The organism is Pseudomonas sp. 2957 (genome assembly GCF_031456345.1).
GTDB lineage: Bacteria > Pseudomonadota > Gammaproteobacteria > Pseudomonadales > Pseudomonadaceae > Aquipseudomonas > Aquipseudomonas siliginis.
In genome coordinates this window covers 36,206-59,544 of sequence record NZ_JAVDUL010000001.1, presented here as the reverse complement: position 1 = coordinate 59,544, position 23,339 = coordinate 36,206, and the positions used below count along the sequence as shown (strand labels likewise).

Genomic DNA, 23,339 nt, shown 5'->3' with positions numbered 1-23,339 from the left:
ACCGCTGAAAGGTGGCGTCACTCCCGGGTGACGCCACTTGCCGCTCTGGAACCGCAATGACCAAAGTCGACTTCTATATCCTGCCCAGCGCCGATCCTTCAGCGCGTCTGGATTTCGCCTGCAAGCTCACCGAGAAAGCCTGGCGCATGGGTCACCGCATCTATCTGCATTGCAGCGATGCGGCCCAGCGTGACGATCTCGATGCGCGGCTGTGGGCTTTCAAGGGCGAAAGCTTCGTGCCCCACGGCCCGGCCGACAGTGAGCCCGACGGTTTGATCGTACTGGGACACGGGGCAGACTGCGGTGAGCACCAGGATCTGCTGGTCAATCTCGACCTGAAAGTCCCGGCCTTCGCCAGCAAATTTGCCCGCGTGGCGGAAGTGGTGGTCGAAGATCCGACCATCCGAGCGGCGGCGCGGGAGAGTTTCCGTTTCTACCGCGAACAGGGCTATTCTCTGCAAGACCACCGTTTACAGCGACTCTGAGCATTCCAATGGACACTCCGAAACCGCAACAGAAATCCGCACACCTGCTGGACGATCTCGAATCGATCCGCCAGTTGCTCGGCGATGACAACCTGCAACCGCCGCTCCTGACCGATACGGTCGATGACGGCGAACAGGAACAGATTCCGATGCTGTTCGATTCCGTCGGCAATCAGCCGGCGGCCGTCGAGCCGCCACCAGCGCCGCCGGCTGCCCCGGCTGCCGCACCGGTCGATAAAGGCCCGGATGCCTTGCTGCACCTGGACAGCGAACTGCGCGCCGCCGCGCAATTGATCATGCAAGACGTGATCGACGACTTCGCCCCGCACATCGAAACCGAAATCAAACGTCGCCTCGATGCACGGATGGAGCGGCTGCTCAGCCAGTACGAATAAGCCGCTGGTGTAGGAGCTGCCGAAGGCTGCGATCTTTTGACTTTGCTTTCACAAAAAACAAGATCAAAAGATCGCAGCCTTCGGCAGCTCCTACATTTAGATCTCCGCCCGACCTCCCCCGCTCGCCCTCGGCACCACGCCCCGCTATACTTCCCGGCTTTTCCTGAATAAATGCCAATAGGGTCCCGCCGCGCATGGATAAGACCTACCAGCCGCACGCCATTGAAACTTCCTGGTACAAGACCTGGGAGTCCGAGAACTACTTCGCCCCGCAAGGCGCGGGCGAGTCCTACACCATCATGATCCCGCCGCCGAACGTCACCGGCAGCCTGCACATGGGTCACGGTTTCAACAACGCGATCATGGACGCCTTGATCCGTTTCCGCCGCATGCAGGGTCGCGACACCCTGTGGCAACCGGGCACCGACCATGCCGGTATCGCCACGCAGATGCTGGTGGAGCGTCAGCTCGAAGCCCAGGGCCAGAATCGTCACGATCTGGGCCGGGAAAAATTCCTCGAAAAAGTCTGGGAATGGAAAGATCAGTCCGGCGGCAACATCAGCCGGCAGATCCGTCGCCTCGGCTCTTCCGTCGACTGGAGCCGCGAGCGCTTCACCATGGACGACGGCCTCTCGGAAGCGGTCAAGGAAGCTTTCGTGCGCCTGCATGAAGACGGCCTGATCTACCGCGGCAAGCGTCTGGTCAACTGGGACACCAAACTGCACACGGCGATTTCCGACCTCGAAGTGGAAAACCACGAAGAGAAAGGTTTCCTGTGGAACCTGAAATACCCATTGGCCGACGGTGTAAAAACCGCCGAGGGCGATGACTTCCTGATCGTCGCCACCACCCGTCCGGAAACCATGCTCGGCGACTCCGCCGTCGCGGTTAACCCCAACGACGAGCGCTACAAAGCGCTGATCGGCAAATTCGTCGAGCTGCCACTGGTTGGCCGCCGCATCCCGATCATCGCCGACGATTACTGCGATCCTGAATTCGGCACCGGCTGCGTGAAAATCACCCCGGCCCACGATTTCAACGACTACGAAGTCGGCAAGCGCCACAACCTGCCGCTGCTGAACATCTTCGACAAGAACGCCAACGTGCTGCCTGCCGCTCAGGTGTTCAACCTCGACGGCACGCTGAACGAGAGCATCGACGGCAAGATTCCGGCCGAGTTCGCCGGCCTTGAGCGTTTCGAAGCGCGCAAGCAGATCGTTGCCGCGTTCGACGCTGCCGGCCTGCTGGTGAGTGTCAACGATCACAACCTGAAAACGCCGAAAGGCGATCGTTCCGGCACGGTCATCGAGCCGTGGCTGACCGACCAGTGGTACGTATCGACCAAGCCTCTGGCCGAGCCGGCGATTGCTGCCGTTGAAGACGGTCGCATCCAGTTCGTGCCCAAACAGTACGAAAACATGTACTTCTCGTGGATGCGCGACATCCAGGACTGGTGCATCAGCCGTCAGCTGTGGTGGGGCCACCGGATTCCGGCCTGGTACGACGAGTCGGGCAAGGTCTACGTCGGTCGCGACGAAGCCGAAGTGCGTGCCAAGCACAACCTCGGCCCGGACGTTGCGCTGCAACAGGACAATGACGTACTCGACACCTGGTTCAGTTCCGGCCTGTGGACCTTCTCCACGCTGGGCTGGCCTGAGCAGACCGAGTTCCTGAAGAAATTCCACTCCACCGACGTGCTGGTCACCGGTTTCGACATCATTTTCTTCTGGGTTGCCCGGATGATCATGATGACCATGCACCTGATGAAGAACGAAGACGGCACGCCGCAGGTTCCGTTCAAGACCGTTTACGTACACGGTCTGGTGCGCGACGGCCAAGGCCAGAAAATGTCCAAATCCAAGGGCAACGTCCTTGACCCGCTAGACATCATCGACGGCATCGATCTGGAAACCCTGGTGCAGAAGCGCACCTCGGGCCTGATGCAACCGAAACTGGCGAAGAAGATCGAGAAAGCCACCCGCGAAGAGTTCGCCAACGGCATCGAAAGCTACGGCACCGACGCCCTGCGCTTCACGTTCTGCTCGCTGGCCTCGACCGGTCGCGACATCAAGTTCGACATGGGTCGCGTCGAAGGCTATCGCAACTTCTGCAACAAGATCTGGAACGCCGCGCGTTACGTTCTGGACAAGGGCGAAGACTGCGGCCAGAACGGCGAAGCCTACGAGCTGTCGCTGGCTGATCGCTGGATCATCTCGCAGCTGCAACGCACCGAAGCCGAAGTGACCCGCCAACTGGATCAGTTCCGTTTCGACCTCGCCGCGCAAGCGCTGTACGAGTTCATCTGGAACCAGTACTGCGACTGGTATCTGGAACTGTCCAAGCCTGTGCTGTGGGACGAGAACGCACCGGTCGAACGTCAGCGCGGCACTCGCCGGACGCTGGTACGCGTGCTGGAAGTGGCGCTGCGTCTGGCGCATCCGTTCATGCCGTTCATCACTGAAGAAATCTGGCAGCGCATCGCGCCGCTGGCCGGCATCCAGGGCAAGACGATCATGCTGCAGCCTTGGCCGGTGGCCAACGAAGAGCGCATCGATCCGGCGGCGGAAAACGACATCGAATGGCTCAAGGAACTGATGCTCGGCACGCGCAACATTCGTGGCGAGATGAACATCGGCCCGGGCAAGCCACTGCCGATCTTCCTGAAGAACGTCAGCGCTGACGACCAGCGCCGCCTGACCGAGAACGAAGCGCTGCTGAAGAAGCTGGCGCGCCTGGAATCGATCACCGTACTCGCCGCTGGCGAAGAAGCCCCGCTGTCCGCCACCGCACTGGTGGGCGAGATGGAAGTGCTGGTGCCGATGGCCGGTCTGATCGACAAGGGCGCCGAACTGGCGCGTCTGGACAAGGAAATCCTGCGTCTGCAGGGCGAAGTCCAGCGGGTTGGCGGCAAGCTGTCCAACGCAGGATTCGTCGACAAGGCCCCGGCCGAAGTCATCGAGAAGGAACGCGCCAAACTGGCCGAGGCCGAACAGGCCCTGGGCAAACTGGCCGAGCAGCATGCTCGGATTGCCAGCCTGTAACGGCAAATCGCACTGAAGAAGGGAGGCCCAGGTGGCCTCCCTTTTTTATTCCTGAAAAACCTTGAGTCCCCTGTGGGAGCGAGCCTGCTCGCGAAAGCGCTGTGTCAGCCGACAAATCTGCCGGATGTGAAACCGCCTTCGCGAGCAGGCTCGCTCCCACAGTTTGAACGGTGTTGCCTTCAGATGTGGGACAATGCCCGCCACTTTCAGCCATACCCGAATCGACCACGCCCATGACTGCCCCCCGCACACCCAAACCTGCGCGCAAGAAGCCTGACGCCGCGTCCCCGAGCAAAGCCGTCGAGCCGCGCGAGAAGGCCAGCCTGCATCCGCGCAATCGCCATCAGGGTCGTTACGACTTTCCGGCACTGATCAAGACCACGCCGGAACTGGCCAAGTACGTGATCACCAATCCGTACGGCAAGGAAAGCATTGACTTCGCCAGCCCCGACGCGGTACGTGTGTTCAATCGGGCGCTGCTCAAGGCGTTCTACGGCATCCAGCATTGGGACATCCCGGCGGACTACCTCTGCCCTCCGGTTCCGGGGCGTGCCGACTATGTGCACTTTCTCGCCGACCTGCTGGCGAGCATGAACGACGGCAAGGTCCCGCGCGGCGCGATCGTCAATGTGCTGGATATCGGCATGGGCGCCAACTGCGTTTATCCGTTGATCGGCAACAGCGAATACCGTTGGCACTTCCTCGGCTCGGAGATCGACCCGACAGCCGTGGCGGCGGCGCGAGCCATCGTGCAGTCCAACGATCTGAGCAAGGTGATCCAGCTGCGCCAGCAGGAAAACCGCAAACACATCCTCATCGGCTTGCTGGAGCCGGGCGAGCGCTTCGACCTGACCATGTGCAACCCGCCGTTCCACGCTTCGATGGAAGAAGCGACCAAGGGCAGCGAGCGCAAATGGCGCGCCTTGGGCAAGGCCGACCCGAAACGCAAGCTGCCGGTGCTGAACTTCGGTGGGCAATCGGCGGAGCTGTGGTGTGAAGGCGGTGAAGCGCGCTTTGTGACGCAGTTGATTGCCGAAAGTGCGAACTTCCAGCACAAAGTGTTGTGGTTCAGCACCCTGGTGTCGAAGGCCTCGAACCTGCCGGCCATCGAGACGGCACTGAAGAAGGCTGGCGTGCTGGAGAGCCAGGTCGTGGAGATGTCGCAGGGGCAGAAGCAGAGCCGCTTTGTCGCCTGGACCTTCCAGACCAAGTCCGAGCAGCAGATCTGGCGACGCGAGCGCTGGGTTCGCTAACACACAGCAGATCCCCTGTGGGAGCGAGCCTGCTCGCGAAGGCGGCGTGTCAGTCAGCTTCAATATCGACTGACCTACCGCTTTCGCGAGCAGGCTCGCTCCCACATTGGCACTGCGATTCAGTCGCTAAATCACAGACACAAAAAAACCGTGCCCCGGATCACTCCGAAGCACGGTTTTTTTATCGCTGCGTCTTACTTGTTCACAGCGTCGGTCAGGCCTTTGGCCACAACCAGCTTGATCACTTTCTTTGCAGGGATTTCGATGGCAGCGCCAGTCGAAGGGTTACGGCCGGTGCGGGCAGGACGCTCGGTCACTTTCAGCTTGCCGATACCTGGCAAGGTGATTTCGCCGCCGTTTTCCAGCTGATCGGCAACGATTTGGCCCAGTTGGTCCAGAGCGTTACGCGCGGTGGTTTTCGGCGCGTCGATAGCTTCAGCGATGTCGGCGATCAGTTGGTCTTTAGTAAGAGCCATGTAGTGTTCCTTCCCTATCAAATTCATATGGATTGCAGAGTGCAGTGTCAGCCATCGAGCCCGATCTTCTGGATCTGGCACCCTCGGCGATAACCACGACGAGTCGGGTTATAGATGCCGAAATCAGGGTTTGGTTCGACCTGACAAATGCTGAATGCACGCTTAACGCAGTGACTTCGCGTAAGACCGGGCAAAACTAGCACAGCGACAAGGAAATATCCGCCTCTAGCTACCCATTTGGTCAGCTTTATTGCGCTAAATCGGTAAAAAACCGCTTAAGGCCGGGCGCGCGCCCCGGTTTTGCCCTGCAACCCGCGCCAAAACCAGTGGTTGCGGTACACTGAGCGCTTTTTCGGGGGAGCCTGCCCTCCTCCCTTCCAACAGCCGAGAAGCCCATGCCGATCCGTCATTGCATCGTCCACCTGATCGACAAAAAACCCGACGGCACGCCCGCAGTTCTGCACGCCCGTGACTCTGAACTGGCCGAGTCCGCCGCCATCGAAAACATGCTCGCCGACCTCAACGAAAGCTACAACGCCAAACAGGGCAAAGCCTGGGGCCTGTTCCATCCGGAATCCGGCGCATTCCCCTTCAGCGGCTGGCTGAAGGAGTACATGGAAGGCGGCCGTGACTTCACCGCGTTCAGTAAAGTGGCGGTCGAGCATCTGCAGAAGCTGATGGAAGAATCCAACCTGTCGGTGGGTGGCCACGTGCTGTTCGCCCACTATCAGCAAGGCATGACCGACTATCTGGCGATCGCCCTGCTGCATCACAGCGAAGGTGTGGCGGTGACCGACGAGCTCGACGTGACGCCCTCGCGCCATCTCGACCTTGGCCAGTTGCATCTGGCAGCGCGGATCAACGTCTCGGAGTGGCAGAACAACAAGCAGTCGAAACAGTACATCTCGTTCATCAAGGGCAAGAATGGCAAGAAGGTCTCGGAGTATTTCCGCGACTTCATCGGTTGCCAGGAAGGCGTCGACGGCCCCGGCGAGACGCGCACACTGCTCAAGGCCTTCAGCGACTTTGTCGAGAGCGAAGACCTGCCGGAAGACTCGGCCCGCGAGAAAACCAAGACCCTGGTTGACTATGCCAGCAGCCAGGCCAAGCTCGGCGAACCGATGGGTCTTGAGGAGCTGTCGGAGCTGATCGACGAAGAACGCCCGAAAGCCTTCTACGATCACATCCGCAACAAGGACTATGGCCTGTCGCCAGAGATTCCGGCAGACAAGCGCACCCTCAATCAATTCCGTCGTTTCACCGGCCGCGCCGAAGGTTTGTCGATCAGCTTCGAAGCGCACCTGCTGGGCTCGAAGATCGAGTACGACGAAGAGAACGGCACCCTGATCATCAAAGGCCTGCCGACTTCGCTGACCGATCAGTTGAAGCGGCGTAACTGATGCTCGGCAATGTGCTGAAAAAGGTCGCCCTGGTGCTGCTGGTGGTCGTGGTCTATCAGAACTGGGGCAAGATCGAGCGGGTATTCAATCCCGCGCAAATGGTCTCGCAGCAGACCCGGGCGCAAGCCAATGTCGTGCTTTATGCCACCGACTGGTGCGGCTACTGCAAACAGACCAAACGCTTTCTCGACAGCAAGGGCATACCGTTCAAGGAGTTCGATATCGAGAAAGATGCTGATGCGCGCAAGGCGTATGAAGCATTGGGTGGACGCGGGATTCCGCTGATCGATGTGAACGGCACGTTGATTCGCGGGTTCGATCCGGACGAAATCCTCGCAGCCCTGAAATAACCAATGTGGGAGCGAGCCTGCTCGCGAAAGCGCTGCATCAGCCAACAACCATGTTGAATGATCCATCGTTTTGCGAGCAGGCTCGCTCCCACAGGTTTTGCAGCTGCTTGATAAATCAGCGCGCTTCGATACGGAAACCAAAACGCGGAAAGTGCACATGCACCACGCCGCCACGTTCGTCTTCACGGCGAATGATCAGCTCTTCACTGCCAGCAAACAGCAGCTCGCCCACCACCGGATCAACGCCGTAATCGATAGCGGCAATTGCCACTTGCTGTCCCGTCTTGAAGCCGTTCGGATCAACGAACCGCTCATCCGGCAATGCCGCTGGCGTCGCGTTACGCGCGACCTCCAATGCCTCGGCAGAGGACATCTCGCTCGCTGCGCCATGGCCGAACCCCAGCACCCGACCCAGCCACGCCGCAACCGCCGGATATTCATCCACCAGCGGCGCCGTGACGTGGGTCGCCTTGAGGAACCACATCGGATGCGCCAGGGCGAAGTCGGCAATCGATGGCTCGCCGAAGAGGAAGTCGCCCTGCTCGCGCTGCAACTGTTGCTCCAGCCGCGCCATAATCGTCGGCCACTGATGTTTGGCCTGCTCGGCGGACAGACGCGTGGCGCTGCCACCGCTGAACAACCCGGCGCGGTCGGCCAGGAAGGCCTTGATCGCTTCCGGCGGCAATTTGCCGAAACGCACGGCTACCGATTCTGGCTGGAACACCAGGCTCACCGCGTGCTGGAACACCACCGAATCGGCCCACGCCGCGAAACTGGCGCTGGTCATTTCCTGGCCTTCGGGAAAGAACGCCGGCAGGGCTTTTTCCTGCTCCAGGCGTCGAGCGATCAGTGCGGTGTCGCAATAGATGTCGGCACCGATCTGCAACACTGGAGTCTTGCGGTAGCCACCGGTCAATGCCGTCAGATCAGGCTTGGGCATCACCGGGGAAATATGCACCGAACGCCAGGACAGGCCTTTGAAGCCCAGCAGCAGGCGCGCCTTCTCGGCAAATGGAGAGGTCGGGTAATGGTGCAGAATCAACTCGGACATGCTCGGCTCCGCCGCTGGAAAAGTGAATCCGCAGCTTAGCGCGCATTGCCTGACAGGCCTACCGATCTGCCTGATGGGAACCAATCAGTCAGATTGATAAGACGCGACCAGGCATTCCTTGGCGCTCTTCTTGAGTTTCTTGATCAGCCGTTCCTGTCGCAGGGCATCGCTTTTGTCACGGCACAGTTCGGTGTAGACCAACGCCATCGCCGGGCTGGAAAGAAAGAACCGCGCTCCCTTGCCGCTCTGGTGCTTGGCGAAACGGCGTACGGGGTCGTCGCTGATTCCGCAATACAACGAGCCATTGGCGGCACGCACGAGGTAGACGAACCAGGATTTACTCACTGGTTCGGCAGCATCGACGGATTTTTCGCTAAGGCTGGTCACTTCGGGATCTGAACGTGTAGGAAAACAGGCGGCGATCTTATCAGCGCCCGGCCTGAAATGCCTTCAGTCCCTTGCGCGCCTGGGCACGTACCGCGTTGCGCACCAGCGGCGTCCAGCCCAGCAGCAGGCCTTTGAAACCCAACGCCTGCCGCGACCAGCGCCACAGATCGAAGTGGTCGTGGTGCTCACAGATCTTGCCGTCCCGGAAGACGAAGCGCGCCTGGATGTCGTTGACCACGACGTTGCCGGTCTGACTGAACAGGTAAGTCGCCACCCAATGCGCGCCGCCGGTGCGCTCGTCGGCGCGGACATTGTCAAAAGTCAGGGAAAAATCCCTGGCGCGGGTAGTCAGCATGCGCCACATGTCGCCGGCATCGCGCCCGCGCAACTCGCCGAAGGCCGGATCGCTGAAGACCACATCATCGGTGTAGCAGGCCGCCATGGCCTCGGCGTCGAGGCGCTGAAAGGCTTGGTAGAAGCGGGTGATCAGGGCGCTATGGGCTTCGCTCAAGGCAATCTCCAAGGAAATAGGTACAGATTGCCAGCACCATAATCTGCCGCGCGCAGAAACACTATCGGCAATACGCTAAACCCTTGTGGGAGCGAGCCTGCTCGCGAAGGCAATTCAACATTCAACATCCATGTTGACCGAAACACCGCTTTCGCGAGCAGGCTCGCTCCCACATTTGCACCCAGTGCATTCAGATCTTTTCGCTTTGCACCTGCACATACAGCGCCCGCCCGGCACCCAGCCCGGCGAGGATTGCACCGGCGCCGATAACGCCGAAGATCCAGCCCAGGGCATTCCAGCCGCCGGTCCAGTCATGCACCACGCCCACGGCAAACGGCCCCATGGACGCCAGCGTGTAGCCAAACCCCTGGGACATGCTCGACAGGTTCGCCGCGACATGGGAATCACGCGAGCGCAGCACGATCAGGGTCAGGGCGAGACTGAAAGTGCCGCCCTGCCCCAGTCCGAGCAGAATCGCCCAGCCCCACAGACCTTCGATCGGTGCGTACAGGCAGCCGAACAGGCCGGCCAGGGTCAGCGCCATGACCACGACAATCGCCAGGCGCTGATCCTTGCCCCGGGTCGCCAGCCACGGCGCGGCCAGCGAACTGGCCAGTTGAATGATCACCGAACCGGACAGCACCAATCCGGCCTGAGTCGGTGTCAGCCCGCGCCCGATGAGGATTGACGGCAACCAGCCAAATACGATGTAGGCCAGCGACGATTGCAGGCCCATGTACAAGGTCACCTGCCAGGCCAGCGGATCACGCAGCAACCCGCGCACGCGATAGGCGACGTTGTGTGCGCCATGTTTGGAGCCGACTTGTGGCAGCCAGAATACCGCGGCCACCAATGCCGGAATCACCCAGAAGCCCAAGCCCATCGCCCAGCTGTTGCCGAAGTGTTCACTCAGCGGCACGGTCGAACCCGCCGCCATCGCCGCACCCAGGCACAGGGCCATGGTGTAGACGCCGGTCATGGTCCCCGCATGTTTGGCGAAATCGCGTTTGACAATGCCCGGTAACAGCACGCCGACAATGCCGATGCTGGCGCCCCCAAGCACGCTGCCGGCGAACAGGCCGATCTCGCCGAAATTACTGCGCAGGATAATCCCGCCGGCCAGCGTCAGCAGAATTCCCAGCACCACGCGCTCGGCACCGAAACGCCGCGCCAGAATCGGCGCCAGCGGTGCGAACAAGCCCAGGCACAGCACTGGCAACGTGGTCAGCAATCCCGCCTGCGCCGCAGACAGTCCGAGACTGCTGGAGACCTCGCTGAGCAAGGGCGCCATGCTCGACAACGCCGGGCGCAGGTTCAGCGCCACCAGAATCAAGCCGAGCAGCAACAGCCACGGGCGTTTTACCAATGGGTGGCTTTGCTGGACCTGCTCGTCATCAGCCTCGGCATCGATCAGCAATTCCTCCAGTTCGGGCGAGCGTTTCGACGCTGTGGATAACTCATTGCGGGACATGGATTTCTCGGTTTCAAGGTTCATTGATCAACTGCCTCGACAAGGCTTTGGCCCGCTCCGGGTCGCGTTGCTCGACCGCATCGAGCAAGTCGATGTGCAGATCGAACACTTCCTGACGGCGCGGGGAAATATTCAAGGTCTGGCGCAATTGCGCGCCGACGATGCTGGAGAAATAGCGATACAGCTCGCTGAGGGTCGGGTTGTGCGCGGCGTCGACCAGTCGGCGATGGAACACCAGATCGCAGGCGATATAGGTGTCGAGATCGCCGTGGTAGTGGCTGCCGCTGGTGCCGAGCGCTTCACGCAGCGCCGCCAGATCCTCATCGGTACGACGCAACGCCGCCAGGCCGATGGCCTCGACTTCAAGGATGTGTCGGGTCTCCCGAGCCTGCTCCAGGGAACAGCGGGACAACGCCTTCAGCGTATCCAGCGGATCGACCACGGCGCGCAGATAACTGCCGTCGCCTTGGCGAATTTCGATCAATCCCGAGAACGCCAGAACACGCATCGCCTCACGCACCGTGTTGCGGCTGATGCCCAGCTCGGCGCACAGCTCAGGTTCGGTCGGCAGACGCTCGCCGACCTGCCACGCACCGCTGTTGATGCGCTGCCGCAGTTGATCCAAAGCCTGATCGACCAGAGATCGCTTGATCAAAGGGGAAATGTCGGACATGAGCCTCACCTTTTCATCCAATCATAGGATGAATTTTCCGACATGTTAGTCAGACCCATGTAGGACGGCAACCACCTAGGGTCAATCGGAGACACATGGAGCGGCATTTTCGATTGGTCAAAATTACCCTTTAAGGATAATTTCAGGGACAGGGTTTTGGCTTCTTATGGAAAAGAACACACCCCATTACGATTTGACAGTCGTGAAGGCCGAAGTAGTTAGACGAGGCAAAGAAGCCTTTACACGTTATGCACTTGAGACAGGCCGGGACATGGGCATGTCCTGGAAAGTGATGATGCAGGTTGTGGCAACGCTTGAGCGGCGGATGCTCTACAAATCCATGACCTCTTATTCCAACCATCGTAACTGGCACGACGTCTATCACGTATCGTTTCGAAATCGGGAGATCTATATCAAAGTGACCTACTGCACGAGCGGTGGTTCTCCGGTGATCTCCTTCAAGGAGAAAAACACATGAGCAAGAGGCAATGCCTGAGTTGCGGCACCGAACACGCAATGCACCACTTTCAAGATCGCAGTCTCGACGTCAATTACAAACAGTTTTCGCGGCCCGTACACCTTCTCGCCGGCTGGGAGTGCAGGATCTGTGGCGAAATCATTTTTGACAGTGGTACCGACAGTGCCGAGCGCTACGTAGATGCCGGCGATCAATTACTCGAAGACGTACTTCGGCTGATCGGTACCGAAATGAAGCGTATTCGCCGAAAGCTCCATCTCACTCAAAGAAGTGCGGTGAAGTGGCTGTCAGGAGGTGGGCATAATGCGTTTTCACGATATGAACGCGGCGAACTGGCTCCGCCGCAGCCGTTGTTCACACTGATGCGGCTTCTGGATCGTCATCCCGATCTGCTAGAGGAAATTCAGGCACTTCACGCAGACGACGGTCTCAAACAACTTCTGGAAACTCGTTACCCGGAGCGGGAACCTGTTCTGGCCAGATGAGCCCAGATAAAACAAACCCGGAACTGAGTCCGGGTTTGTTTCAGCGCCTGACGGGCATCAATGCAAAATCTGACTCAAGAACAACTTGGTCCGATCATTCTGCGGATTGTCGAAGAAGTCGTTCGGCGCCGCCTGTTCAACGATTTCGCCCTTGTCCATGAAGATCACGCGGTTGGCCACGGTGCGGGCGAAGCCCATTTCGTGGGTCACGCAGAGCATGGTCATGCCGTCTTCGGCCAGACCGATCATGGTGTCCAGAACTTCTTTCACCATTTCCGGATCAAGCGCTGAAGTCGGCTCGTCGAACAGCATGATTTTCGGCTTCATGCACAAGGCGCGGGCGATCGCCACACGCTGTTGCTGACCGCCGGAAAGCTGCCCCGGATATTTGTGCGCCTGCTCCGGAATGCGTACGCGCTCCAGGTAATGCATGGCGATTTCTTCGGCCTTGCGCTTGGGCATCTTGCGCACCCACATCGGCGCCAGGGTGCAGTTCTGCAGGATGGTCAGGTGCGGGAACAGGTTGAAGTGCTGGAACACCATGCCGACTTCGCGGCGGATCGCTTCGATCTGCTTGAGGTCGTTGGTCAGTTCCACGCCATCGACGACGATGCGCCCCTGCTGGTGTTCTTCCAGACGATTGAGGCAACGGATCGTCGTGGATTTACCGGAGCCCGACGGACCACACAGGACGATGCGTTCGCCCTGTTTGACGTTGAGGTTGATGTCCTTGAGTACGTGAAACTGGCCGTACCACTTGTTCACGCCCTGCATCTGGATAATGCCTTCCGGACCCACAGGCTTTTTGATTGCTTCGCTCATTTACAGAGAACTCCTAACGCTTGTGGCCAGTGTCGAGCTTGCGTTCCAGATGCATGGAATAGCGCGACATACCAAAACAGAAAATCCAGAACACCAGGGCGGCGAACACGTAGCCTTCGGTGGCCATGCCCAGCCATTTCGGGTCGGCGGCGGCTTGCTTGACGCTGTTGAGCAGGTCGAACAGGCCGATGATGATCACCAGGCTGGTGTCCTTGAACAGCGCAATGAACGTGTTGACGATGCCCGGGATCACCAGCTTCAGGGCTTGCGGCAGGATCACCAGGCCCATCGAACGCCAGTAACCGAGGCCCATCGCCGCAGCCGCTTCGTACTGACCTTTGGGAATCGCTTGCAGACCGCCACGCACCACCTCGGCGACGTACGCCGACTGAAACAGGATCACGCCGATCAGCGCCCGCAGCAGCTTGTCGAAGTTCATGCCTTCAGGCAGGAACAGCGGCAGCATTACCGAGGACATGAACAGCACCGTGATCAACGGCACGCCGCGCCAGAACTCGATGAAGGTCACGCAGACCACACGAATCGCCGGCATGTTCGAACGTCGTCCCAGCGCCAGCACGATACCCAGCGGCAACGCCCCGGCGATGCCGACGGTGGCGATCACCAGGGTCAGCATCAGGCCGCCCCACTGGCTGGTCGGCACGGTGGTCATTCCGAAACCGCCATGCAGCAAAGTGAAGGCAATGATCGGGTACAGCACCAGGAAGCTCAGGCCGTACACCGCTTTACGCGGCACGCGCGAGATGAACAGCGGTGCTGCGCCAATGACCGCCAGCCACACGGTCAGATCAACGCGCCAGCGCAGCTCGGTCGGGTAGTAGCCGTACATGAACTGGCCGAAACGCTGCTGAATGAACACCCAGCAGGCGCCTTCCTTGGTGCAGTCGGCGCGGGTGGTGCCGACCCAGTTGGCGTCGACGATCGCCCAGCTGAGAATCGGTGGCACGACCAGGTAGATCAGGTAGAACGCAAACAGCGTCAGCAGGGTGTTGAGCCAGCTGGAGAACATGTTCGCGCGCATCCACGCCACCACGCCGATGCTGCTGTTCGGTGGAGGCATGTCGGGTTTGAAAGTATGAGTACTCATGCGCTTTTCCTTACCGCTCGATCAGCGCAATGCGCTTGTTGTACCAGTTCATCAGCAGGGAAATGCTGATACTGATCGCCAGGTACACGCTCATGGTGATGGCAATCACTTCGATGGCCTGCCCGGTCTGGTTGAGCACGGTGCCGGCGAACAGCGAAACCATTTCCGGGTAACCGATGCCGGCGGCCAGCGAGGAGTTTTTCGCCAGGTTCAGGTATTGGCTGGTCAGCGGCGGAATGATCACGCGCAGGGCTTGCGGGATGATCACCTTGCGCAGGGTCGGGCCGTTGCGCAGGCCAAGCGAACGCGCCGCTTCGGTCTGACCGTGGCTGACCGACTTGATCCCGGAACGCACGATCTCGGCGATAAACGCTGCGGTGTACACAGTGAGCGCCAGGGTCAACGCCAGCAGTTCCGGGATCAGCACCCAGCCACCGACAAAGTTGAAGCCCTTGAGCTCGGGCATTTCCCAGTGCAACGGAGCGCCGAAGATCAGCGCGCACAAGGTCGGGATCACCAGCGCAATTGCCAGGCCGGTCCAGAACTTGTGGAACGGTACGCCGGTTTCTTCGAAACGCTTGTTGGCCCAGCGGCACATCAGCACGATGCCGACGATGGCCAGCACGATGCTGATCACGAACGCCCAGAAGCCGTCAGCGGCGAGTGCGGCCGGCATGTTCAGGCCACGGCTGCTGACGAAGAAGGTGTCGCCGAAGTTGTGGCTGTTGCGCGGCCCCGGCATGGTCAGGAACACCGCGAAGTACCAGAACAGGATCTGCAGCAGTGGCGGAATGTTGCGGAACACTTCCACATACACCGTCGCCAGTTTGGCGATGATCCAGTTCTGCGACAGCCGCGCCACGCCGACGATGAAACCGAGGATCGTCGCCAGGATCACGCCGATAAAGGTCACCAACAGGGTGTTGAGCAGGCCGATGACAAACACCCGCGCGTAGCTGTCCGCTTCGGTGTAGTCGATCAGGGTTTGAGCGATGCCGAACCCGGCACTGCGCTCCAGAAAGCTGAAACCGGAAGTGATACCCCGGTGCTGAAGGTTGGTTTGCGTGTTGTCGAACAGGTACCAGCCAAGCGAGATCACCGCCACAACGGTGATGATCTGGAATAGCCACGCACGCACTCGTGGATCGCTGAGGCTGAGCCTCTGCTTTGGTGCGCCGATAGAATTTTGCATGAAGTGCCCCGGAAGAAATGGAACAAGAACATCACCCGGCGGTTGGCCCGCCGGGCGATAGAACCATTAGCGCACTGGTGGTGCGTACTGAATGCCGCCGTTGTTCCACAGGGCGTTCAGGCCACGGTCGATTTCCAGCGGAGTGCTCTTGCCGAGGTTTTTCTCGAAGATTTCGCCGTAGTTGCCGACCTGCTTGACGATCTGCACAACCCAGTCTTTCGGCAGTTTCAGGTCTTTGCCGTATTCGCCGTCAGCACCGAGCATACGGGCCACGTCCGGGTTCTTGGTGGACTTGGCTTCAGCTTCGACGTTCTTCGAAGTGATGCCGGCTTCTTCGGCATTGAGCAGCGCGTAGCCGACCCAACGCACGATGGCCAGCCACTCGTCGTCGCCGTTACGTACGACCGGACCCAGTGGTTCTTTGGAAATGGTTTCCGGCAGAACCACGTAGTCCTTCGGCGAGGCCAGCTTGCTGCGCTGGGCGAACAGCTGGGACTTGTCGGAGGTCAGCACGTCGCAACGACCGGATTCCAGCGACTTGGCGCTTTCATCGGAGGTGTCGAAGGTGATCGGGGTGTATTTCAGACCGTTGCCACGGAAGTAGTCGGAAACGTTCAGTTCGGTGGTGGTACCGGCCTGGATGCAGATAGTCGCGCCGTCGAGCTCTTTGGCACTTTTCACGCCCAGCTTGTTGTTCACCAAAAAGCCGATGCCGTCGTAGTAGGTGATGAAGCCCGGGAATTTCAGGCCCATGCCCGCGTCACGGGAGCTGGTCATGGTGGTGTTGCGCGACAGGATGTCGATCTCGCCGGACTGCAGCGCGGTGAAGCGCTCCTTGGCGTTCAACTGGCTGAACTTGACCTTGTTGGCGTCGCCGAAAACGGCTGCGGCCACAGCGCGGCAGACGTCGGCATCGATGCCGAGGATCTTGCCGGTCGCATCCGGTACCGAGAAGCCCGGCAGACCGTCGCTCACGCCACACTGCACGAAACCTTTTTTCTGTACCGCATCCAGGGTTGCACCCGCCTGAGCGAACCCGCTGACGCCGAGTACTGCTGCAGCAGTCACGACCGCCAGAGTGGATTTCAACATCTTCATTCAAACCTCCAGTTTTGCTCTTGTTGTGTCGGAGCTTGAGTCCAGTCGCACCCTTTTGAGGCGTTGTTGACCCGTGTTGGCTTTTTTTGGGGTCAACCGACGTAAGACCTTCGCTATGAGTCTAGTAGGAGAAAATCCACATCATGGATCACTCACTTCTCACCAATCGGCCGAACGGGCTGTAGCCCTTTCACGTTCGCTAAGCCCGTAGCGGCCATTGGCGAACATCCATCACCGGATTCGTTGCTATCCCATCACGCGACTGACACTGATAGTGTTACCGCCACGCGTAGGACGCTTCGTACGCAAACCTCCATAGCAAACGCCGTACCACACCGCTTGCGAAAGTGATTGCGCGACACGTCAATAGCTAAACTTGTAACCTTGCGACATCTTGTTAACGGATCAACCGGGCGCGCACTTCAATCACGCACTCAATGAGAGCGCCCGCACATTTTTGGAGCAGACATGACCGAGCCCTTGATTCTTCAGCCTGTTAAGCCCGCAGACGCCTGCGTGATCTGGCTGCACGGCCTCGGCGCCGACCGTTACGACTTCCTGCCGGTGGCCGAGGCGTTGCAGGAAAGCCTGCTGAGCACGCGTTTTGTGCTGCCGCAGGCGCCGACGCGTCCAGTGACGATAAATGGCGGATATGCCATGCCCAGCTGGTACGACATCAAGGCCATGAGCCCGGCCCGGGCGATCGACCGTGACCAGTTGGAAGCTTCGGCAGAGCGCATCATCGAACTGATCGAAGCCGAGCGCGCCAGCGGAATAGACGCCTCGCGGATTTTTCTCGCCGGTTTTTCCCAGGGCGGCGCGGTGGTTCTGCACACCGCATTTCTGAAGTGGCAGGGGCCGTTGGGTGGGGTGCTGGCGTTGTCTACTTACGCACCGACATTCAGCGACGAACTGGAGTTATCCGCCAGCCAGCAGCGCATTCCGGTGCTATCGCTGCACGGCCAGTTCGATAACGTGGTGCAGAACTCGATGGGCCGCAGTGCTTACGAGCATTTGAAGAAGCATGGTGTCACCGTGACATGGCAGGAATACCCAATGGAGCACGAAGTGTTACCTGAAGAGATTCGCGACATTGGTGTCTGGTTGAGCGAACGACTGCGCTGATTGTCGACCAATCCCTGCCCATTGATCCCTCCTACTACGCCGCGCCCGATTCTTGCATTACACTGGCCGGCGTACATTCCTTAACCAATTGATGAGATGACCGTGCTCAAAGCACTCAAGAAAATGTTCGGTAAAAGCGAGGCTGAGCAGCTCGCGCCAGTTCCCAGTGCGCCGTCGCACGCCCCCGGTCATCGCGCCGATGCCCCGCAGGCCGACCGCCCCGCTCCCGCAGCCGCACCGAAGCCCGAAGAAAAACCCGCTGCGGCCGCGCCAATGGCCGTAGAGCCTGCACCCGGCGAAGCGCCGAAACCGGCCAGACCGCGTCGCGAACCGAAGCCCAAGGCACCGGTCATTCCATGGAAACTCGAAGACTTCGTCGTCGAGCCACAGGAAGGCAAAACCCGCTTTCACGATTTCAAGCTTGCCCCGGAACTGATGCACGCCATCCAGGACCTGGGCTTTCCGTACTGCACGCCGATCCAGGCGCAGGTGCTGGGCTTCACCCTCGCCGGCAAAGACGCCATTGGCCGCGCGCAGACCGGCACCGGCAAGACCGCCGCGTTCCTGATCTCGATCATCACCCAGTTGCTGCAGACGCCGCCGCCGAAAGAGCGCTATATGGGCGAGCCGCGTGCGCTGATCATCGCGCCGACCCGCGAACTGGTGGTGCAGATCGCCAAGGACGCCGCTGACCTGACCAAATACACCGGCCTCAATGTCATGACGTTCGTCGGCGGCATGGACTTCGACAAACAGCTCAAGCACCTCGAAGCGCGGCATTGCGACATCCTCGTCGCCACGCCGGGCCGCTTGCTCGACTTCAACCAGCGCGGCGACGTGCACCTGGACATGGTCGAAGTGATGGTCCTGGACGAAGCCGACCGCATGCTCGACATGGGTTTCATCCCGCAGGTACGGCAGATCATTCGCCAGACCCCGCCGAAGTCCGAGCGCCAGACCCTGCTGTTCTCCGCGACCTTCACCGAAGACGTGATGAATCTGGCCAAGCAATGGACCACCGACCCGGCGATTGTCGAAATCGAAATCACCAACGTCGCCAACGAGAACGTCGAGCAGCACATCTACGCCGTGGCCGCTGCCGACAAATACAAGCTGCTCTACAACCTGGTCAACGATAACGGTTGGGAGCGAGTCATCGTGTTTGCCAACCGCAAGGACGAAGTACGCCGCATCGAAGAGCGTCTGGTGCGTGACGGCATCAACGCCGCGCAACTCTCCGGTGATGTGCCGCAGCACAAGCGCATCAAGACTCTGGAAGGTTTTCGCGAAGGCAAGATCCGCGTGCTGGTGGCCACCGATGTCGCCGGTCGCGGCATCCACATCGACGGCATCAGCCACGTGATCAACTTCACCCTGCCGGAAGTCCCGGACGACTACGTGCACCGCATTGGCCGTACCGGTCGTGCCGGCGCCGATGGCGTGTCGATCAGCTTTGCCGGCGAGGACGACTCCTACCAGTTGCCGTCGATCGAAGAAAAGCTTGGTCGCAAGATCAGCTGTGAAACCCCGCCGACGCATCTACTGCGTGCGGTTGAGCGCAAGCGTCCACAGTAAGCCCCGCCATATGAAAAAGCGCAGCCAGAAACGGACTGCGCTTTTTTTATGCCCGATGGTTGCTCGCCAGAACTAAAAGTCCATAATGGAAAAATAAGTTTAGTTTCGGAGCGCGAAATGTCCAGTACGCCCTATGTGATCGATCAAGCCCAGGCCCATGAGCTATTGGCGCGTATCGATGTTCCGCAAATCCTGCGCAAGCTGTTCCGCGATCTGGCGGCCGGGAACGCCGTGCAGCCGGCGCAGCAATGGGTCGAGTTTCCGCAGGGTGCCGGCGACTTCATCAACTACTTGGGTGTACTGGCCGAGGACGGCGTGTACGGAGTGAAGACTTCGCCGTACATCGTCCGTGAGCAGGGTGCGCTGGTGACGGCATGGACATTGTTGATGTCGATGAAAACCGGCCAGCCGCTGCTGCTCTGTGATGCCGGCGAACTGACCACCGCGCGCACCGCCGCGACCACGGCCGTGGCGGTCGACGTCCTCGCCCCGTTGAATGCACAGCGACTGGCGATCATCGGCAGCGGCAAGGTTGCTCAAGCGCATCTGCACTACGCCAAAGCGCTGCGCGACTGGCAGAGCATCAGCCTGTATTCGCCATCGCTGCTGGAAGATGCGCAAACACAGGCTGTGTTGAAGTCCATCGCGCCGTCACTGAAGATTGCCGACAGCCGCGAGACCGCCGTTACCGATGCGGATGTGATCATGCTCTGCACCTCGTCGGCCGGGCCGGTAATCGATCCTGCCGGGTTAAGCAAACCGGCGCTGATCACCTCGATCAGCACCAACGCCCCCCGCGCCCATGAGGTACCGCCGCAAAGTCTCAACGACATGCAGGTGTTCTGCGACTATCGTCTGACCACGCCGGGTTCGGCAGGTGAGATGCTGATTGCCGCCGAACAGCATGGCTGGAACAAGGATTCGATTGTCGGCGACCTCGCCGACTTGCTCAGCGAAAAAGTGCAGCGCCCGGGTTACGACCGTCACGTGTTCTTCCGTTCAATCGGCTTGGGCCTGGAAGACATTGCCCTCGCCAATGCGGTTTATCACTTAACCCACTAACGCCAACAATCCCCTGTGGGAGCGAGCCTGCTCGCGAATGCGGTCTGACATTCAGCGAAGATGTCGACTGATACACCGCTTTCGCGAGCAGGCTCGCTCCCACGATGGACTAGCGAACGCCTTGATATTGCGTACCCACTGGAGACCCACATGAGCCACGCAGATTTCATCATCATCGGCGGCGGGATTGCCGGCGCTTCCACCGGGTTCTGGCTGGCGCCGCACGGCAAAGTGATCGTGCTCGAGCGTGAAACCCATCCCGGCTATCACTCCACCGGTCGCTCCGCCGCGCTGTACACCGCCGCCTACGGCACCGCACAGGTCCGCGCACTGACTCAGGCGAGCCGCGCGTTTTTCGACAGTCCTCCGAGCGGCTTTTGCGAGCACCCGCTGCTGACTCCGCGCGGCGAAATGACCGTCGACTTCATCGGTGATCCCGCCGAACTGAACAATCAATACCTCAGCGCCAAAGCCACCGTGCCGCAGATGCAACTGCTCAGCGCCGACGAAGCCTGCGCGCGTCTGCCGATCCTGCGCCGGGAAAAAGTCCACGGCGCGATCTACGACCCATCGGCCTGCGACATCGACACCGACGCGCTGCATCAAGGCTACCTGCGCGGCATCCGGCGCAACCACGGCGAAGTGCGCACCGATTGCGAAGTGCTCGGCTTGAGCCACGATGCCGATGGCCTGTGGATCGTGCAGACCAATGGCGAGACGTTCAGCGCACCGGTGATCATCAACGCCGCCGGTGCGTGGGCCGACAAGATCGCTGCCCTGGCCGGTGCGCAGCCGCTGGGGCTGCAAGCGAAACGCCGCGCCGCATTTATCTTTGCCGGCCCGGAAGGCGTGGACACTCATCATTGGCCAATGCTGGTCAGCCTCGACGAATCCTTCTACATGAAGCCCGACGCCGGCATGTTCCTCGGCTCGCCGGCCAACGCCGATCCGGTCGAACCGCACGATGTGCAGCCGGAAGAACTCGACATCGCCATGGGCATTTATCAGATCGAAGAGGCCACCACGCTGACCATCCGCCGTCCGACCCGCACCTGGGCCGGTCTGCGCAGTTTCGTTGCCGACGGTGATTTGCTCAGCGGCTTTGATCCGCAGGTGCCAGGGCTGTTCTGGGTCGCCGCGCAGGGCGGTTACGGCATTCAGACGTCGCCGGCGATGGGCCAGGCCAGTGCGGCGCTGGTGCGCGGCGAGCCATTCCCCGAGCACCTGCATCAATTCGGCCTGGACAGCGCCATGCTCTCCCCGGCCCGACTGGCTTGATCGCATCGACTCGTCGAAAAGATTGCGGCACACTCGCAGCGCCCCGGCACAAGGGGCGCTGACGCTGCCTGGAGCTCCACTGTCATGACTGCCCCCGAATTCGACCCGGCGCTGGATAACTTCCGCGCCATCGCCGACGCCATTGCCACGCTGTTCTTCCCCCACGCCGAGGTGGTGCTGCACGACCTGCGCACGCAGAAGGTCGACTACATCGCCAACAACCTGTCCAAGCGCGAGATCGGCGACGACTCGTCACTGGAAGACATGCTCAGCGATGATGTCAGCGACAGGAACATCGGCCCGTACGAAAAGCTCAACTGGGACGGTCAGAAAATTCGCAGCCTGAGCACCGTGCTGCGTGACAGCGAAAGTCGGCCGCTGGCGGTGCTGTGCATCAATCTGAACATTTCCCTGTTCGAGAACGCCAAAGCGGCGCTGGACCTGTTTCTCTCGCCGAGCAAGCTGATTCCGCAGCCGGACTCGCTGTTCCGTGATGACTGGCAGGAACGCATCAACACCTTCCTCCACGCCTGGTTGCGCGAGCGGCAGTTGAGCCTGAACCTGCTGACCCGCGATCACAAACGCGAACTGGTGCTGGCGCTGCACGCCGAGGGCGCGTTCAAGGGCAAGAGCGCCTCGAACTACGTGGCCAATGTGCTGAACATGGGGCGGGCGACGGTGTACAAGCATTTGAAGGAATTGAAGAGCTGAATTCTGCGGTGACTCGTCCGGCCCCATCGCTGGCAAGCCAGCTCCCACAGTAATTGCGTCACACACAAAATTTATGGCGACCGCTGAACCTGTGGGAGCTGGCTTGCCAGCGATAACGGACTGTCAATCGCCGTAGATATCGGTCTTGAAATACTTCTCGGAAATCTTCTGATACTCGCCATTCGCGCGAATCCCGTCGATGGCGCTGTTCAACTGGCTGACCAGTTCACCGTTGCCCTTGCGCACGGCAATACCCGCACCTTCGCCGACGTACTTCGGATCCTTCAACTCTGGCCCGACAAACGCGTAACCCTGGCCGCGCGGCATCGACAAAAAGTCATTGAGCGGGATGGTGTCGGCGAAAATCGCATCGAGGCGCCCCGCCGCCAGGTCCATGTAGATTTCTTCGTTGTTGCTGTAGCGCTTGACGTTGATGCCCTTGGGTTCGAACACCTCGGTGGCATAACGATCGGTGGTGGTCGCGCGCTGCACGCCGACGTTCTTGCCTTTGAGGCTGGCGTACTGATCATCGACCGTAGCGCCTTCCTTCATGACCAGACGCGAAGAAGTGAAATAGTACTTGTGGCTGAAATCCACCGACTTCTTGCGATCTTCGTTGATGGTCATCGACGACAGCGCCATGTCGATCTTCTTCACTTTCAGCGAAGGAATCAGCCCGTCGAACTCACCTTCGACCCACACGCACTTGACCTTCATCTGCGCACAAAGGGCATTGCCGATGTCGTAGTCGAAGCCGACGATTTCACCTTTGTCGGTTTTTGACGCGAATGGCGGATAGGCCGCTTCGATGCCGATACGCAGGGTTTTCTCGGCGGCGAAGACGCTGGAGCAGGCCAGCAGACTGAGGGCCAGACCGGTGATGAGGGGGAGTTTCTTCATGTTCGTTCTCTC

Annotated in this window: 24 protein-coding genes; 13 read left to right on the top strand and 11 right to left on the bottom strand. The window is 60.0% G+C overall.

Going from position 1 to position 23,339, the window contains the following annotated elements; genetic code table 11:
* The first annotated feature begins 56 nt into the window (after positions 1–56).
* The 4 genes from J2Y39_RS00265 (at position 57) to rlmF (ending at position 5,174) form a co-directional block, all read left to right on the top strand.
* Positions 57–485, top strand: coding sequence for a DNA polymerase III subunit chi (locus tag J2Y39_RS00265; RefSeq protein WP_056783088.1), 429 nt, complete (start codon positions 57–59; stop codon positions 483–485).
* Between the two features lie 8 nt (positions 486–493).
* Entirely contained in the window at positions 494–880 is a 387-nt protein-coding gene (locus J2Y39_RS00260) for a hypothetical protein (RefSeq protein ID WP_056783087.1), read from the top strand.
* Positions 881–1,074: 194 nt separating this feature from the next.
* Positions 1,075–3,921, top strand: a complete 2,847-nt coding sequence (locus tag J2Y39_RS00255) for a valine--tRNA ligase (RefSeq protein ID WP_041479508.1) — start codon at positions 1,075–1,077, stop codon at positions 3,919–3,921.
* Between the two features lie 233 nt (positions 3,922–4,154).
* Entirely contained in the window at positions 4,155–5,174 is a 1,020-nt protein-coding gene (rlmF, locus tag J2Y39_RS00250) for a 23S rRNA (adenine(1618)-N(6))-methyltransferase RlmF (protein WP_016771571.1), read from the top strand.
* A 194-nt stretch (positions 5,175–5,368) separates the two neighbouring features.
* On the opposite strand, the gene J2Y39_RS00245 is transcribed toward rlmF, so the two are convergent.
* Positions 5,369–5,650: an HU family DNA-binding protein gene (locus J2Y39_RS00245; protein ID WP_003221909.1), complete on the bottom strand. Its 282-nt coding sequence runs from the start codon at positions 5,648–5,650 to the stop codon at positions 5,369–5,371.
* 395 nt (positions 5,651–6,045) lie between these two features.
* Here J2Y39_RS00245 and yejK point away from each other — a divergent pair, with 395 nt between their 5' ends.
* Positions 6,046–7,050 (top strand): nucleoid-associated protein YejK, encoded by a 1,005-nt coding sequence (gene yejK, locus J2Y39_RS00240; RefSeq protein ID WP_039759184.1) that lies wholly within the window; start codon positions 6,046–6,048, stop codon positions 7,048–7,050.
* The gene (locus J2Y39_RS00235) at positions 7,050–7,400 is read left to right on the top strand and encodes a glutaredoxin family protein (protein ID WP_041479507.1); all 351 of its coding nucleotides are present in this window, start codon (positions 7,050–7,052) and stop codon (positions 7,398–7,400) included. The genes yejK and J2Y39_RS00235 overlap by 1 nt, the downstream gene beginning before the upstream one ends.
* A 115-nt stretch (positions 7,401–7,515) precedes the next feature.
* On the opposite strand, the gene J2Y39_RS00230 is transcribed toward J2Y39_RS00235, so the two are convergent.
* From J2Y39_RS00230 to J2Y39_RS00210, 5 genes are all read right to left on the bottom strand, one after another.
* Positions 7,516–8,451, bottom strand: a complete 936-nt coding sequence (locus tag J2Y39_RS00230) for a glutathione S-transferase family protein (RefSeq protein WP_252877492.1) — start codon at positions 8,449–8,451, stop codon at positions 7,516–7,518.
* Between the two features lie 84 nt (positions 8,452–8,535).
* Positions 8,536–8,838, bottom strand: a complete 303-nt coding sequence (locus J2Y39_RS00225) for a GIY-YIG nuclease family protein (RefSeq protein WP_095180433.1) — start codon at positions 8,836–8,838, stop codon at positions 8,536–8,538.
* Positions 8,839–8,878: 40 nt separating this feature from the next.
* On the bottom strand, positions 8,879–9,349 hold the full coding sequence (locus tag J2Y39_RS00220) for a nuclear transport factor 2 family protein (protein WP_095180432.1): 471 nt from the start codon (positions 9,347–9,349) through the stop codon (positions 8,879–8,881).
* A gap of 190 nt (positions 9,350–9,539) precedes the next feature.
* Positions 9,540–10,844, bottom strand: a complete 1,305-nt coding sequence (locus J2Y39_RS00215) for a CynX/NimT family MFS transporter (RefSeq protein WP_252877491.1) — start codon at positions 10,842–10,844, stop codon at positions 9,540–9,542.
* Complete coding sequence (locus tag J2Y39_RS00210; RefSeq protein ID WP_076565984.1) at positions 10,834–11,493, bottom strand: FadR/GntR family transcriptional regulator; 660 nt, start codon at positions 11,491–11,493, stop codon at positions 10,834–10,836. The genes J2Y39_RS00215 and J2Y39_RS00210 overlap by 11 nt, the downstream gene beginning before the upstream one ends.
* A gap of 166 nt (positions 11,494–11,659) precedes the next feature.
* On the opposite strand from J2Y39_RS00210, the gene J2Y39_RS00205 reads away from it, so the two are divergent.
* Both J2Y39_RS00205 and J2Y39_RS00200 read left to right on the top strand, forming a co-directional pair.
* Complete coding sequence (locus tag J2Y39_RS00205; RefSeq protein ID WP_056783074.1) at positions 11,660–11,971, top strand: type II toxin-antitoxin system MqsR family toxin; 312 nt, start codon at positions 11,660–11,662, stop codon at positions 11,969–11,971.
* Positions 11,968–12,456: a type II toxin-antitoxin system MqsA family antitoxin gene (locus J2Y39_RS00200; protein WP_056783073.1), complete on the top strand. Its 489-nt coding sequence runs from the start codon at positions 11,968–11,970 to the stop codon at positions 12,454–12,456. The genes J2Y39_RS00205 and J2Y39_RS00200 overlap by 4 nt, the downstream gene beginning before the upstream one ends.
* Positions 12,457–12,513: 57 nt before the next feature.
* On the opposite strand, the gene J2Y39_RS00195 is transcribed toward J2Y39_RS00200, so the two are convergent.
* The 4 genes from J2Y39_RS00195 to J2Y39_RS00180 form a co-directional block, all read right to left on the bottom strand.
* The gene (locus tag J2Y39_RS00195) at positions 12,514–13,278 is read right to left on the bottom strand and encodes an amino acid ABC transporter ATP-binding protein (RefSeq protein WP_016771581.1); all 765 of its coding nucleotides are present in this window, start codon (positions 13,276–13,278) and stop codon (positions 12,514–12,516) included.
* A gap of 13 nt (positions 13,279–13,291) precedes the next feature.
* A complete protein-coding gene (locus J2Y39_RS00190; RefSeq protein WP_016771582.1) occupies positions 13,292–14,386 on the bottom strand; it encodes an amino acid ABC transporter permease in 1,095 nt (364 codons plus the stop codon).
* 10 nt (positions 14,387–14,396) lie between these two features.
* The gene (locus J2Y39_RS00185) at positions 14,397–15,578 is read right to left on the bottom strand and encodes an amino acid ABC transporter permease (protein WP_041479500.1); all 1,182 of its coding nucleotides are present in this window, start codon (positions 15,576–15,578) and stop codon (positions 14,397–14,399) included.
* A gap of 66 nt (positions 15,579–15,644) precedes the next feature.
* Positions 15,645–16,676 (bottom strand): amino acid ABC transporter substrate-binding protein, encoded by a 1,032-nt coding sequence (locus J2Y39_RS00180; RefSeq protein WP_016771583.1) that lies wholly within the window; start codon positions 16,674–16,676, stop codon positions 15,645–15,647.
* A 468-nt stretch (positions 16,677–17,144) separates the two neighbouring features.
* On the opposite strand from J2Y39_RS00180, the gene J2Y39_RS00175 reads away from it, so the two are divergent.
* The 5 genes from J2Y39_RS00175 to J2Y39_RS00150 all read left to right on the top strand — a co-directional run bounded on the left by J2Y39_RS00175 (position 17,145) and on the right by J2Y39_RS00150 (position 22,427).
* Positions 17,145–17,801, top strand: coding sequence for an alpha/beta hydrolase (locus J2Y39_RS00175; protein WP_056783069.1), 657 nt, complete (start codon positions 17,145–17,147; stop codon positions 17,799–17,801).
* Positions 17,802–17,897: 96 nt separating this feature from the next.
* Complete coding sequence (rhlB, locus tag J2Y39_RS00170; RefSeq protein WP_056783067.1) at positions 17,898–19,376, top strand: ATP-dependent RNA helicase RhlB; 1,479 nt, start codon at positions 17,898–17,900, stop codon at positions 19,374–19,376.
* Between the two features lie 117 nt (positions 19,377–19,493).
* Entirely contained in the window at positions 19,494–20,438 is a 945-nt protein-coding gene (locus tag J2Y39_RS00165) for an ornithine cyclodeaminase family protein (RefSeq protein ID WP_310214309.1), read from the top strand.
* A 150-nt stretch (positions 20,439–20,588) separates the two neighbouring features.
* Entirely contained in the window at positions 20,589–21,716 is a 1,128-nt protein-coding gene (locus tag J2Y39_RS00155; RefSeq protein WP_310214306.1) for an FAD-binding oxidoreductase, read from the top strand.
* Between the two features lie 84 nt (positions 21,717–21,800).
* Positions 21,801–22,427: a transcriptional regulator gene (locus J2Y39_RS00150; protein WP_310214303.1), complete on the top strand. Its 627-nt coding sequence runs from the start codon at positions 21,801–21,803 to the stop codon at positions 22,425–22,427.
* Between the two features lie 123 nt (positions 22,428–22,550).
* On the opposite strand, the gene J2Y39_RS00145 is transcribed toward J2Y39_RS00150, so the two are convergent.
* Positions 22,551–23,327 carry an ABC transporter substrate-binding protein gene (locus J2Y39_RS00145; protein WP_310214301.1) on the bottom strand — a complete coding sequence of 259 codons (777 nt, stop codon included), beginning with the start codon at positions 23,325–23,327 and terminating at the stop codon, positions 22,551–22,553.
* Positions 23,328–23,339: the final 12 nt, after the last annotated feature.